The 13888-nt window shown below is 33.8% G+C and carries 12 protein-coding genes; 5 read left to right on the plus strand and 7 right to left on the minus strand.

The window, feature by feature from the left end; translation table 11 throughout:
• The first annotated feature begins 59 nt into the window (after positions 1-59).
• Together LEM02_RS06505 and LEM02_RS06510 are read left to right on the plus strand one after the other, a co-directional pair.
• A complete protein-coding gene (locus tag LEM02_RS06505) occupies positions 60-2084 on the plus strand; it encodes an ankyrin repeat domain-containing protein (RefSeq protein ID WP_226080776.1) in 2025 nt (674 codons plus the stop codon).
• A 288-nt stretch (positions 2085-2372) separates the two neighbouring features.
• Complete coding sequence (locus tag LEM02_RS06510; protein ID WP_226079221.1) at positions 2373-3605, plus strand: IS256 family transposase; 1233 nt, start codon at positions 2373-2375, stop codon at positions 3603-3605.
• Between the two features lie 19 nt (positions 3606-3624).
• On the opposite strand, the gene LEM02_RS06515 is transcribed toward LEM02_RS06510, so the two are convergent.
• From LEM02_RS06515 to LEM02_RS06530, 4 genes are all read right to left on the minus strand, one after another.
• Positions 3625-4224 carry a Maf family nucleotide pyrophosphatase gene (locus tag LEM02_RS06515; protein ID WP_226080779.1) on the minus strand — a complete coding sequence of 200 codons (600 nt, stop codon included), beginning with the start codon at positions 4222-4224 and terminating at the stop codon, positions 3625-3627.
• Positions 4221-4457, minus strand: a complete 237-nt coding sequence (gene infA / locus LEM02_RS06520) for a translation initiation factor IF-1 (protein WP_007302820.1) — start codon at positions 4455-4457, stop codon at positions 4221-4223. Before infA ends, LEM02_RS06515 begins: the two co-directional genes overlap by 4 nt.
• Positions 4458-4528: 71 nt before the next feature.
• A complete protein-coding gene (locus LEM02_RS06525) occupies positions 4529-6658 on the minus strand; it encodes a coiled-coil domain-containing protein (RefSeq protein ID WP_226080781.1) in 2130 nt (709 codons plus the stop codon).
• Positions 6659-6816: 158 nt separating this feature from the next.
• On the minus strand, positions 6817-8094 hold the full coding sequence (locus tag LEM02_RS06530) for an adenylosuccinate synthase (RefSeq protein WP_226080783.1): 1278 nt from the start codon (positions 8092-8094) through the stop codon (positions 6817-6819).
• A 180-nt stretch (positions 8095-8274) separates the two neighbouring features.
• On the opposite strand from LEM02_RS06530, the gene LEM02_RS06535 reads away from it, so the two are divergent.
• The gene (locus tag LEM02_RS06535) at positions 8275-9798 is read left to right on the plus strand and encodes a hypothetical protein (protein WP_226080784.1); all 1524 of its coding nucleotides are present in this window, start codon (positions 8275-8277) and stop codon (positions 9796-9798) included.
• A gap of 59 nt (positions 9799-9857) precedes the next feature.
• Here the strand turns inward: LEM02_RS06535 and LEM02_RS06540 are convergent, their stop codons facing one another.
• From LEM02_RS06540 to yihA, 3 genes are all read right to left on the minus strand, one after another.
• Positions 9858-10280, minus strand: a complete 423-nt coding sequence (locus LEM02_RS06540) for a GNAT family N-acetyltransferase (RefSeq protein ID WP_226080785.1) — start codon at positions 10278-10280, stop codon at positions 9858-9860.
• Positions 10281-10604: 324 nt separating this feature from the next.
• Positions 10605-11543 (minus strand): acetylglutamate kinase, encoded by a 939-nt coding sequence (gene argB / locus LEM02_RS06545; RefSeq protein ID WP_226080786.1) that lies wholly within the window; start codon positions 11541-11543, stop codon positions 10605-10607.
• Positions 11518-12114 (minus strand): ribosome biogenesis GTP-binding protein YihA/YsxC, encoded by a 597-nt coding sequence (gene yihA / locus LEM02_RS06550; protein WP_226080789.1) that lies wholly within the window; start codon positions 12112-12114, stop codon positions 11518-11520. Before yihA ends, argB begins: the two co-directional genes overlap by 26 nt.
• A gap of 110 nt (positions 12115-12224) precedes the next feature.
• Here yihA and prfA point away from each other — a divergent pair, with 110 nt between their 5' ends.
• Entirely contained in the window at positions 12225-13316 is a 1092-nt protein-coding gene (gene prfA / locus LEM02_RS06555) for a peptide chain release factor 1 (protein WP_226080787.1), read from the plus strand.
• A gap of 235 nt (positions 13317-13551) precedes the next feature.
• Positions 13552-13888, plus strand: a 337-nt coding sequence (locus LEM02_RS06560; protein ID WP_226080788.1) for a leucine-rich repeat domain-containing protein, incomplete at its 3' end; no start/stop codon positions are given.

Here is a 13888-nt window from a genome sequence, read left to right on the forward strand (position 1 = left end):
GATTTCATGAATTATTAATTACTTTACTATAGTAATGCAATTTTATAGAGAAGTGTTAAATGGATTATTCAATCAGAGATATAGATGCTGCTTTACTTGATGCTGCTAAAAGAGGTGATCTTAATGAAGCAAAGCGCCTAATAAGCAAAGGAGCTGATGTTAATGCAACAAACACAAATTATGATAATTCTTTATATTTAGCTGTTGAAAATGATCATCTTGATATAGCAAAAGTTCTATTAGACAATGGAACAGATTTTATTACTTTCGATGCTGCTCAAGTACGCCATGTGTATGATAAATTTCTAAAAATACAAGATGAATATTGCAAGTCTTCTCTACATCTAGCTGCCAGACTTGGCGACTTGAAAGCAGTAGAAGACCTATTAAAGAAAGAAGCAAATGTTAATGCAAAAAATGATAAAGGACAGACTCCTTTACATTTGACTGTTGAAGTGTGCTATGTTGATATACCAAATCCAGATGAGGTAGATGATTACTGGAATCAGTATTTTGCTGCTGAAACAAAATGTGGCTATGTGAAAATAGTAGAAGCCCTATTAAGAAACGAGGAAATTAATGTTAATGCACAAGATAACAACAAAAAGACTTCTCTACATTATGCTGCTAAAAACAACAATAAAGAGATAGTAGTGGCTCTAATAAAAGCAGGAGCATATATTAATGCAGTAGATAAAGATGGAAATGCTCCTTTACATTTAGCTGGGGCAAAAGAAATAGGAGATCTATTACAAAGCGTAAAAGAGGCTAATGATAAACTGCTTGAAGCTGCTAAAAGCGGTAATATTGATGATGTAGAAAATCTGTTGAATGGGGAAGGAAAAGCACAGGTTAATGCAATAGCTAAAGGTGGAAATACTCCTTTACATTTAGCTGCTCAAAATGGACATAAAGATGTAGTAGAATTCCTATTCAGCAAAGGAGCAAAAATTGATGCAAAAAATGAATTTGAAGAGACTCCTCTACATTTGGCTGCTCAAAATGGACATAAAGGTGTAGTAGAATTTCTATTCAGTAAAGGAGCAAAGGTTGATGCACAAAGTGATGATCTAAGCACCCCTTTACATTTTGCTGCTAAATATGGACATAAAGACGTAGTAGAATTTCTACTCAGCAAAGGAGCAAAGGTTGATGCACAAAGTGATGATCTAAGTACCCCTTTACATTTTGCTGCTAAAAGTAGATATAAAGATACAGAAAAGATAGTAAAATTTCTACTTGATAAAGAAGCAGACGTTAATGCACAAAATGATGAAAGAGAAACCCCTTTACATTTAATTCTTCAAAAAATAGACCTAGATATAGATACAGATAAATTCTACACTCTACTGAACAAAAAAGGCATCAATGTTAATCTAACAGATAAAAATAAAGACACCCCTTTGCATTTATTTTTAAAAAAGAACGTGATGGATATATATGCATTGCGCCATCTACTGAAAGCAGAAAGTATCAATGTTAATTTACAAAATATAGATGGAAAGACTCCTTTACACCTGGTAATTGAAAAAAGCAACTGGAATACATTGCCTAATGTATCGTGGAGCCGTGAAAAGATGGTTGACATTCTAATAGAAATGAAGGCAAATGTTAATGCACTAGATAAGGATGAGAGGACTCCTTTACATTGGGCTGCAAACTATAATAGAAAAGAGATAGTAGAAGCTCTAATAAACGCAGAAGCAAATGTTGATGCACAAGATAAATATGGAAAGACTCCTTTAGATTTAGCTAGCACAGAAGAAATAAAAACTCTATTACTAAAACCCCCCAAAAAAATTGATGACAGTATAGCATCAAAAGATAATGAAGTAGGTCAAGAGGAAGATACTGAGCCAAGTGAATCATCAACAAGTGAAGAACACCCTAGCTCTTTTTTTGATAATTTGCTTAATATAATTATGAAGCCCTTTTCTTTAATTACATCATTTTTTGGTGGCTTTTTTTCATGGTTATTTGGATCTGATGAACCATCAACTGAATCTGATCAAATAATTGCACCGAGTAACTCAGGAGGAGAGGAGCTAACAAACTATCAAGAGGGTGATAATAATATTATATAATAGATTTCTTGCATAACTGGAATGCAAAAGTTGATGTCATGAAACCAATTAAATTTACGGAGTATAATGGATTCCAGCGTCAAGCACACAGCTGTACGAACATTCATTTTTGCAGACAGCAAATGGTCAGTGCTTGACACTGGCATCCAGTCCTTTCACAGAGTTCCATTCAAAACGTTGTAAAGTGTTTACCAACTTAGGCCCAATCTGGATTCCAGGGAGTGTTAAATAAACTGTGTCAAACCAAGAAATAAAAATATAATTGATATAAAAAAATGGAGGTTTGACATGAGTCAAGTAAACAGAACTACCGGTTTGGTAGACTATAAAGAACTGGAAGCAAATATTCTATCATCGATAAGAGAAGGAAGGCCGCTGACGGGAAGAGATGGAGCATTAACACCGTTTATAAAAAGGTTGCTAGAGGCAAGTCTGGAAGGTGAAATAGAAAGCCACATGTCAGCTAAAAGTGAAGAAAATAACCGAAGAAATGGGAGAAACGCAAAAACTTTACGCACGAGTGGAGGCTCATTTGAGTTGTTAACACCTAGAGACAGGGAAGGAAGCTTTGAACCCCAAATAGTTAGAAAAAGACAAACAAGCCTACATCCAGAACTTGAAGCAAAGGTCTTAAGCACATTTGCCAGTGGCATGGGATACAGAGATATAGCGTCACATATTGAGGAAATTTACGATCACAAAATATCGGCGGCAGAGATATCAAGTATTACTGACAAACTGCTACCAGTAATCAACGAATGGCGTAGTCGTCCGCTGCAGTCTGTATATCCGATAGTTTTCATGGACGGAATATTTTTTAAAGTCAAGGAGGACGGGCATTGTGTAAGTAAATGTATGTATAATATATTAGGTATAGATCAAAATGGCAGAAAAGAAGTATTAGGTTTTTATTTAGCTGAAAGTGAAGGAGCTAACTTCTGGTTGGGAGTACTAAATGATCTCAAAGAGAGAGGAGTGGAAGATATTCTAATTGCATGTGTAGATGGGCTAAAAAGCTTTCCTGCAGCAATAAACGGTGTGTTCCCTAATGCAGAAGTGCAGATGTGTATAGTGCATCAGATACGTAACTCACTGAAGTATGTAGCTAGTAAAGATGCAAAGAGTTTTTTGAGTGATTTAAAGAAGGTATATCAAGCTTCAAGTAAGGAAATTGCCGAGAATTATCTGTTGGAATTAGATGAAAAATGGGGCACAAAGTACCCTATGGTTATAAAATCTTGGCAGAATAATTGGGAAAACCTATCTGGTTATTTTAAGTATTCCGATCCAGTTAGGAGGATAATCTATACTACTAATCCCATAGAGGGGCTACATAGGCAAATTAGGAAATTCACCAAAACCAAGGGCTCATTTACCAACACAAACGCCTTGTACAAACAGGTATATTGTGCTATAAAAAAAGTAGAGCAAAAATGGGTAATGGCTTTGCCTAATTGGGCATTAACTATATCTCAGCTCGATATTTTCTTTCCCAACAGATTGAAAATTCAGTTGAGCTAAAAATGTGGTTTGACACAGTTTATTTAACACTCCCTAGGCAAAAATAATTACTTAGCAAGCAATGGGTTTCATATAATGGTAACCCTATTACAGAAGAGTATGAGCCACGTAAAAATAATACAAACATTCCTGCAAGACCTTGTATGTTGCACCCCCCTGCCCTGTTTTTCCACTCTTCTGATGCTAAATAATATTTAATTTCTTGTTCGCTGAGACGCTTAAATTTCACTATTGTAACTACAGTCCTAATATGCTGTTTAGATTGATCAGGAGTTAATAAACACACACTGGTGTATACTCTATGCCTTCTTCCTGATAACAAGCGAACGCATTTTTCTGCTTGCTCAACGTTTTCAGCTTTGAGCAGTATCCTTCTACCACAAGCAACAACTGTATCAACACCAAGCACAAAGTAATTTGGATTTGCACTTTGTATTTTCTCGGCTTTACTTTTTGCCATACGGATTGAGTAATCTTTTGGCAGCTCTTTCTTCAAAGGCGATTCATCTGTATCTGCTGGCAAAACCAAACCTGGTTTAATATTTATTTGTTTTAGTAAGGCTACTCGCCTTTCTGATGATGAAGCAAGAATAAGATTATCTAGAGATTGTTCTATCACTTGAGCCTTTTTATTATCCTACCCTTTCTTGCATTCCTATCATAAATACTCATCTCAACTAACACTCTATCGCCTATAATGATACGTATTTTGCTTCTTCTCACTCTTCCTGATACATGACAGATAATCTCATGTTCATTGTCCAGCTTCACTCTAAATTCTGCTGCAGGCAGTAAAGCAGTTACTGCCCCTTCCACTTCAAAAATTGTTTTTGATTTGTCTTCTTTTATCATTGTCGTATTATAATTTAATAATCTTTTTCAGTCTACTATAGATTTTAAATTATTATCAATACAAGAGATTTTTATACTCTACTTGAATATTGCTCTTGCAACTTAACTCCAATCATCTCCTTAACAATGCAAGAGGAAAGCGAGCTACCTACGCTTCTACTCTTTGCTGCCTTCTCAATAGAACTTATGTTAGAAGATAAATCATTATCACAATTTTCCTCATCGCTATCAAGTCCACTATCAAAACTTGAAGATCTGGATAACTCTGTCTTCTTTTGTGAGGCACTATCAGGCTTACTAAAAACGTTTCCTGCAAGAGTATAAAATTGATGATTGAAGCTTCTTTGTTCAATAGAACTCATGTTAGAAGATAAACCATTATCACTACCATATCCGCCATCAGAGCTTGAAGATCTGAGTAACGTCATCTTTTCTTCCAGTGGAACACAAGACTCATTATTAGTCTCATTAAAAATATTTCTTGTTGGAGTATAAAATTGATTATTGAGGCTTCTTTGTTCATCAGCATGAATTTTTTCTCCCAGTCCATCAGCTATTTCTACAACTTTATCATCCCATTCATTCTCACACTCTAGCTTGTTTCTTAACTCTTCAACTTCCCATGCTAGCTTGCATATCCCTTGTTCATAAGATTCCAGTTGTGCTTTATGCTCATCTTTCAACTCTTGCACTTGAAGTTTTAAATTGCTTATATACTGCTCCTTTTCCTTCATTATGTGTGCTGCTTCTTTTAATTTGTCTTCTAACTCCTTCTTTTCTGTATTAACACCTTTTAGCTTACCCTCTAGCTTTCCTTTTGCTTCACATACATTTTTAAGTTCTTGTGCTTTCTCTTGTAACTCTGCTAACACACTTGCTAACTTTTCATCTTTTTGTGCCAGTTCAGTTTGCAATTCCGTGTTTTTTCGCTCTTCTTTTCCAAAACTGTTTTGTAAATCAGTTATTTGTTGTGAAGCAATTTCTGGTTGAGTTTCAGTGTGCTGTAAATTGACTTCTAATGCATTGCTATTAATAGAAGGAGAAGAAGGAAGGCTATTATCAGCATCAACTTTATGATCTAACTTTCCCTCTGATTCCTTATCTTGATGGGCCACTATAGATTCATTGTAAAAATTAATAGGAGTAGCCCTATCCTCTTCTAGTGATTCTATTACAGCATCATATAAGGAGAGACCTTGAATATATAATTCATCGTTTTGCTTTATTAATTCTAGAATCTCCTTCGATGAAACAAAATCTTCACCATTAAATTTTAGTATTTCAGTTATGCCATCGCTACTCACATTCATAATCATGGTACACATTCCTGATCCATCTTTTGCAGGCCAAGTGCTTGTCATTTCATAATATGCACCTTCTTTAAATTCATAATATCTTTTCTTATCTTTTTTATGAGCGTGTATTTCATGTTTTTTATTGCAATAGATATTCAGTTCTTTAATATCTTTCTCTTGCTGTAAAACGTCACTAATCTTTGTTGGCTCACTATTGTCGTAATGAGTAAGGTTAATATTCAAAACTTTATTATTATTGTCAATTTCTTCACAGTAAACTTGAAAGTCCTCTTTCCATTTTCCAAAATACCTACTTGCAACTTCTTTTCCTTCCTTTACTAACTCTATGTATTTACCTATATTTTTCTCAAAGTCCTCATTAACAGGCTTTTCTCTTTCTTTTACTGCTTCATCCACATACATTCGCTTAAAATCATTATCACCTATTAGATTATTAAAACGCCAATTACCATAAGCTTTTTGTATATCAGTAAAGTCCATCTTTTCTCTCAAAAGCGCTAATAAGCTTATCTTATCTCTCAAATTTTCTAACTCACAATCGAGAAAATCATCGAAACTGCATAACTTTTTATATAGTTCTCTATCTTCTATAATTGAGCGAAGAAATTTCATTATAGCAAGGTTCTTAATGGAAGGCTCATTTTTTTCTGCATCATTAATATAGCTTTTGAGAAATTGAAATATACCAAGCCCATCACTATCTTGGACAAACTTCTCTCTATCATTAACACAATTGTTGCCCTGTGATGAACATAATCTATTATGCAATTTTTGCAAGTCATGTATTGACTTAACTACATATTCTGCAACTGACAATTCTCTCAACTGATCACTTGTTTTTTCCGCTTTTACTGCTTTGTCTTCCTTAGTCAAACCTGCAATCATAATACGCCTCCTTTAACTATGTTTATATTATAACAATCAACATGTATTTAAGAAAAATCACACTGCTCACTGTACGTTTATACTGCTACTTTGCATAATAGATTGCTCGAAGTCACACAAGTATCGTTTTTTATTAGATAAAAGTTAGCAAGACGTTTTCATAGATTTTTAAGCTTAATAACACCCTCTCTATTGGGACTAGTTGAAATTAGATGAATTGATACGCCTATTAATTCTTCTATTTTTCTCACATATTTCATCAAATTTGCAGGTAATTCCTTAACTGACCTTTTGCCTTGAGTTTTCTCTTTCCAACCAGGAAATTCTTCATATATTGGCTCTAATTCTTTTTGTATTGAATGTGATGCGGGTAAATAATCATACATTTTTCCGCCATACTTATAACCAGTGCCTATTTTAATAGTATCAAAAGAATCAAGAATATCTAATTTGGTTAATACAATGCTTGAAACTCCAGAGAGTTGTACGGCCTGGCGCACTAAAACTGCGTCAAACCATCCGCAGCGCCTTCTTCTATTGCTTACTGTTCCAAGTTCCTTACCTATAGAAAATAAGCTGTCTCCAATCTCGTTATTTTGTTCAGTAGGAAATGGACCATTACCCACTCTTGTTGTATACGCTTTTGCTACACCAATAATGTGAGCATTGTAGGATAATCCTGAGCCTGTTATCGCTTGCGATGCTACGGTATTACTTGAAGTAACAAAAGGGTAAGTTCCATGGTCGATATCTAAAAACGCGCCTTGAGCGCCTTCAAATATTATTTTCTTACCTTCTTTCATAAAATCATTTAGTATCTTCCACACAGGTTTTTTATATAAAAGAATTTTTTCTGAAATCTCTTGAATTTCCTTTAATATTTCTTCTTTTTTAACTACCTGGTAGTTAAGTCCTTTTCTGATAGCATTATGGTAACTCAGGAGAGCATCCACTCTTTGATTGAGCTCATCTGCGTTTTCTAAGTCACAAAGGCGTATAGCTCTCCTGCCAACTTTATCTTCATAACATGGCCCTATCCCTTTGTTTGTTGTACCAATTTTGTGATTCCCGTTTAAATCTTCAAATAGCTTTTCCTTGTCCTTATGTACGCTAAGTATTAATGGACAGCTCTCGGATACCATCAAGTTGTTATAGTTTACGTCCACTCCTTTAACTTTCAATGACTCTATTTCTGAGACTAGAGCATGTGAATCAAGAGCAACGCCATTTCCTATGATAGATATTTTGCCTGGCCTCAAAACAGCAGAGGGCAGTAAATTTAATTTATACACCTTATCATCTACTACTATAGTATGCCCTGCATTATTTCCCCCCTGAAACCTCACAACTATATCTGCATTTTCGGAAAGGTAATCTACTATTTTACCCTTGCCTTCATCACCCCATTGCAGACCAACAATTACAATATTATTCATCACTATTTTCTAGATTAATACGTAAATATTAATGCAGCATGCTACAAATGAAAAGAGAAATCTACGCCTTTCCTGTATCCCTAAAATAAAGAAATAGACTATCGACTTTTTTTATATATTATAAAATTATTCATCATTATATGGTACAACTTACAGCATATTTATAGTAAGGTGTTGATTATGAAAGAGGCAAATAAGAGTCCGGTAGTTAGATTAAAGGCCACAGCTAAAGAATTCAATTTTAGTAAATTAAGAACAAATCAAGATAATAAATTAGCGAATTCCGGTGAAACAATGTTCTTAGATTTTCAAAGAATGAATTTTATTATTAATGAAAAAAAAATAGATAAAAATTTTATTATTGCATTTAAGGAAGGAGCTAAAGATTATAAAAATGAGATTTTTAACCGTGATAATTTTGATAACCTCTCTGAAGAAGGTAAAGCTTTTATGGAACCAGTACTTAAGGAACTTGATCAAGATAGACTATCTGAAGTTTGGGGAAATCATTGTAATAGCCCTACAGTTGCTGATGAGAAAAAAACTGATGAATATAGAAAGGAATTTGAGAGATTTTATAACGCAGGGAGAAGCTCTTATCATCTATTCTCCAAAAAAGATTACCGTGCATTAGCAAAGGAAATTTTCAAGGAAATGTTTAGATACGCTGGGGCAGAAGTTCCAAGTGATGCTATTTTAGAAGAGCTAGTCACTAATTGCAATCAAGCAGGGTATGGGGCTGGTATATTTAATGAATCTCATGCCGCACTCAATAGTTGTAGTTTAACTCCACACAGTCCTAAAAAAGCGCTAAACATTTACTGCACTGACCACAACCACATAAAAGTGAAGTCTGATATGGCAATGCCTATAACCACGTTTGACAATCCGGAAGAGAAAATATGTGACCTATCTAGCTCATTAAAATTCACACTTAAATCTTACGATGGTAAAAACTTTGTAACATACGGTGATGGTAAACTGTTGCTTACTATTCCTGAAGAGTTGAAAAACTATAAAGACAATGGCAAGACCTTGTTTGACATTATTAAAGAATATTTTCAGAAATTCTGTACAAAATTAGGATTTAGACCTGAGATAAAAATACAAATAGAGCATAGCTTAGGTACTCAAATCAAAGTAAATAACTATTTAGATGGTACGATATCAACCATAGGATCAGATGCAAATGAAGAATTTATTAATCTTTTAAGCAAGAACCTCAGAGAGAAGTTATTGGAATCAGGAGTTGCTCTAGGAGGTGAAGATGTTGATGATATTATTGAAGTCAGAGTATCTGCAGTTATGGATCTACTGCGTGATTATACTAAATTGGAAGATAATAAAGAAAACAGAGAGTTATTAATAAGTGAAGTAGCAGATAATTTAGGGCTTTCCACTCAAGATAAAACAGCATCAGAAGTATTGATGGAATTAAACTCTTTACCTTCTTCGATAAAAGGTCAGGTTAATCATAATCAAGTGCAGTTTGTTGTAAATATTTTTACCAATTTAATTGTTGAAGGAAAAAGCGAAGTATACAAAGAAAAAAATGCAATTAATGCAATTCATCAGAAGATAGATAAGGCAATTGTTGAGCAAGAAAAAAGAGCAACCAACAAACAAGATATAGAGAATGATAAATGGACAGATAAAATAAAAAAACAGAGATTATCTATAGAATCACATGGGCATTTGCATTAAAGATACTAGTAGGCTCTTTAAATACTTTAGAGTTCATGGTTGCTATTTTACAGTGCATCTTACAACACTTTCTTCAAAAATATACATGTCGCTCCATCAACATAGCCTGGACGTACAAGATCACACTCATACCCAAGTTTTTCATAAAATGCTCCTGCTCTTTGAAAGTTCATGGTTGCAACGGTTGCTATTTTACAGTGCACTTTTCGACCATAATCATGAACTTCTTCCATTAGCTGCTTTCCCATACCTTTTCTTCTATAATCAGAGTGCACCCAAAGCAAGTCAGTGTAAATTGAACCATAGATAACAAAACCGCTACAACCTGCAATAATTTGTTCAGTATCATCGCGAATAAAAAAAGCAAATGGGTTACACGTACCTTTATCAATGGTTTCCTCATTGATTTTTCTAGACAAATATTCAATGTCTTTACTATTTGGAGATATAGTGTGGTCAATTTTCACCTTTAGCTCCTCCATTCAAAGCACTCAAATTGACCAAATGTAAGAAATCCCAAGCGTTCATAGGTTCGATATCCTGAGTCACTTGATGCAGAGAGAATTGTACACCTTAATCAACTTTTCTAGCGGTATCCATAAAGTAAATCATTATTTGAGTGTTACACCCAAGCCCTCTTTATTTTCCTCTGTTATCAAGCTAAAAATACCATTTGGTCTCATTATATATACGAAACTATTATGCTTGCAAGAAAAAAACCCTAAAAACCTGGAAAAGAGAATAGGAATTTGACATAAGCTATCCCCAAATTTTCAATGTTCATATGGTTATAAGCAGTACAGCTATTAATCACCCAGTATTGATATACCTGAATTATTCTCAGTAAATAAATCAAGTATAATGTTAGGTACTCTACCATCAACTATGTGAACAACCCCTGCACATTCTTCCACCATTTTAGTATACGACATAAACCTTTCAACAAATTTTTCTCCTTTAATTTTTCCACAATCAATCGATTTTTTTAAATTTTTAATCAAGACTCTTCCATTGCCAACTTTGTTTATTTCTTCATCTGTATCACTCAAGATTATCATTTTAGATGCGTAAACTGCAAGTGCAATTGCACTTGCAGTGCTATCAGTATCAATATGATATGTTTCTCCATTTTTTCCATAACCGATAGGTGCAATAACTGGTATCGAATCTGATTCTTCAATAAAGAATAATATATCAGGATTGATTTCAGTTGGTCTACCGATAAATCCCATGTCTAGTATTTTTTCAATATTATTTAATCTATTTTCCCTAAGCGTAGTGCTTATCTTTTCAGCTTTTATGAGGTTGCCATCTTTTCCACATAGTCCAATAGCTGAACCACCAGCAGAATTTATATGCTGAACAATTTTTTTATTAATTGAACCACACAGTGCCATTTCAATGATTTTCATAGTGCTTTTGTCTGTAAGTCTGACACCATTTATAAACTTATCATTCATACCTAGCATTTTTAACACTGAGTTAATTTCATATTCTCCATCATGAACTACCACCGGATTTATACCAAGCTGTTTCAACAGAACAACATTATGCGCAAAAGCACTAAGCAGCGTTTCATCTGAGATTATTACACTGCTGCATTTGATGATAAAAGTTTCGCCTACAAATTTAGGTATGTTAGACAGAACTTCAAATAATATTTCTGTTTTTTCCTTCAATGGCATCTTACCATTTAAAGATTCATCACTTTTCATTTTTTTATCTTGTAAATTTGAAAAACTCATCTCTTACCTTGGTGATTTTATGCTTAACACGAATGCTTATTTGATGAATTGACACATGTTCATTATTAACCCACTTTTGAGTATTGTCTAGAATAGCATCTAGACTTTCTTGACTCACTTTATCTATTTTTGTTAGCACAATATTAAAGTTAATATTATTACATATTAACCAATAAACAAAGTCTTTGTCTATTTCTTTTAATCCTACCTTGCTATCTATAAGCACAAACACTCTTTTTAGATTTCTCCTGTGAATTAGATAGTACTCAATTAGGTTTAAGTATTGTACTGCTTCTTCCTTGCTCGCACAAGAATAGCCATAACCCGGTAGGTCGACAATCCTAAACTTATCATTGTACATAGAGTAAAAATTTATTTGTCTAGTGCATCCAGGTTTAGAAGAAACTCTTGCAGCTTTTTTGCTGTTTATCAGCAAGTTGATTAAACTCGATTTTCCTACGTTTGATCTACCAGCAAATGCAATCTCTGGAGCCGACTCATCTGGTAATGATTTTTTGTCTGAAGCTCCAAATATGAAGCTGCAGATTGATGTTATCTGTTTTGCCATTATATTTAGGTAGAAATATTCGAGACAATTATAGTGTTATTGCTTGATATAAGAAATTTTTTATTTCAGTATATATTACTTACTTAAACAGTTGAAAACTAGACCTGTACTATATGGATATAGAGAATAATTTACAAGACTTAAAAAAAAAGTTTTCTGATGTAGAGAGAAATCTGGAAAACCCTACCAATTTGAGTCAAAAAGAATTCGTTAGTTTTTCAAAGGAATACTCTGAACTCAGACCAATTATCGAGATAATCGATGAATATAATATATTAAAAGAGGAAATTTCAGATTTAGAAGAAATCATGAAAGATGAGAACAGCGATGATGATATAAAAGAGTTAGCAAAAGAAGAACTTCTTGAGAAGCAAAAGATACTATTACCGAAAGTAAAAGCAAAACTAAAGTTGGCATTATTACCCAAAGATGAAGATGACTCAAGAAATGCAATATTAGAAATTAGGGCAGGCACAGGCGGAGAAGAAGCAGCATTATTTGCAGCGATGTTATTTCGTATGTATCAAAAATATGCAGAAAGAAGAAATTGGAAGTTTGAGCCAATAAGTATTTCTAATACAGGTATAGGTGGCTATAAGGAAGCTTCTGCACTCATTAATGGAACAGAAGTTTTTGCAAGACTGAAATTTGAGTCAGGGGTGCACAGAGTACAAAGAGTGCCAGAAACTGAATCCTCAGGAAGATTGCACACTTCTGCAGCTACTGTTGCAATATTACCTGAAGTAGAAGAGGTTGACTTTGAAATAGAAGAAAAAGATTTACGCATAGATGTTTATAGATCCAGTGGTCCTGGAGGGCAATCAGTGAATACAACTGACAGCGCAGTAAGGGTCACCCACTTGCCAACAGGGATAGTTGTAATACAGCAAGATGAAAAATCGCAGCACAAAAATAAGGCTAAAGCGCTCAAAGTGTTGAGAGCAAGGCTATACGAAATTGAAAGACAAAAAAAAGAAATGGAAAGGTCAACAATGAGGAAAAGCCAAATTGGTTCTGGAGATCGCTCTGAACGTATAAGAACTTATAACTTTCCACAATCAAGAATAACAGATCATAGAATTAATCTCACTTCACATCGATTAGAACAGATTATAAAAGAAGGTGAACTAGATGAATTTATTGAGGCATTGATTTCACGAAATGAAGCAGAAAGGTTGGCTGGAGGGGGTAATGTTACTTTTTGATGGAAATTTGAAACAAAGCATAGGTATCAGGTTAAAAAGAAGTAAAGTTAGTTGTTCATAAGGTTGACAATTATTTAAATTTATGCTGTAATTAGCAGCTCTATAACTTATAGAAACCATGGAAGTTGACTTTTTTAATCAATATGTTAATAGTAACACCTGAGAGTTAAATAATCTATATGTATATATGGAAAAGCTAGTAAACTTTTTATAGAAAAAGCAAAATATTACAAGCTTGACTTTATCTAATTGTTATATTGATGCTCAGTGCGGAGAAGTTTTAAATGAAGCATTAGAGAATATTAATCTTCCAAATATTACTGAGTGTAAATTAACTTCTAGCGTTATTGGCGCAGAAGGCTCAATAGCAATCACTAAATTGTTAAAGAATGGTAACTTTCCAAATCTTGTTAAACTTGATTTAATTTCTAATGATATTGATGTTGAAAGTGGAATAATATTAATGAGTGCGCTAAGGGATGGTAGTTTTTTAAATATTAAAGAATTTAATTTACTTTATGACAACGTCTGCAACGAAGGCATAGCAGCATTACGTGAATCATGGAACAACA

The organism is Wolbachia endosymbiont of Tribolium confusum (genome assembly GCF_020405475.1).
GTDB lineage: Bacteria > Pseudomonadota > Alphaproteobacteria > Rickettsiales > Anaplasmataceae > Wolbachia.

Bases quoted from the DNA above. Each gene is read 5' to 3' on its own strand.
- LEM02_RS06530 (WP_226080783.1), bottom strand. From the start codon at position 8,094: ATGAATAATATTGTAATTGTTGGTCTGCAATGGGGTGATGAAGGCAAG.
- LEM02_RS06525 (WP_226080781.1), bottom strand. From the start codon at position 6,658: ATGATTGCAGGTTTGACTAAGGAAGACAAAGCAGTAAAAGCGGAAAAA.
- infA (WP_007302820.1), bottom strand. From the start codon at position 4,457: ATGATAAAAGAAGACAAATCAAAAACAATTTTTGAAGTGGAAGGGGCA.
- prfA (WP_226080787.1), top strand. From the start codon at position 12,225: ATGGATATAGAGAATAATTTACAAGACTTAAAAAAAAAGTTTTCTGAT.
- argB (WP_226080786.1), bottom strand. From the start codon at position 11,543: ATGAGTTTTTCAAATTTACAAGATAAAAAAATGAAAAGTGATGAATCT.
- LEM02_RS06535 (WP_226080784.1), top strand. From the start codon at position 8,275: ATGAAAGAGGCAAATAAGAGTCCGGTAGTTAGATTAAAGGCCACAGCT.
- LEM02_RS06505 (WP_226080776.1), top strand. From the start codon at position 60: ATGGATTATTCAATCAGAGATATAGATGCTGCTTTACTTGATGCTGCT.
- LEM02_RS06510 (WP_226079221.1), top strand. From the start codon at position 2,373: ATGAGTCAAGTAAACAGAACTACCGGTTTGGTAGACTATAAAGAACTG.
- LEM02_RS06540 (WP_226080785.1), bottom strand. From the start codon at position 10,280: ATGGAGGAGCTAAAGGTGAAAATTGACCACACTATATCTCCAAATAGT.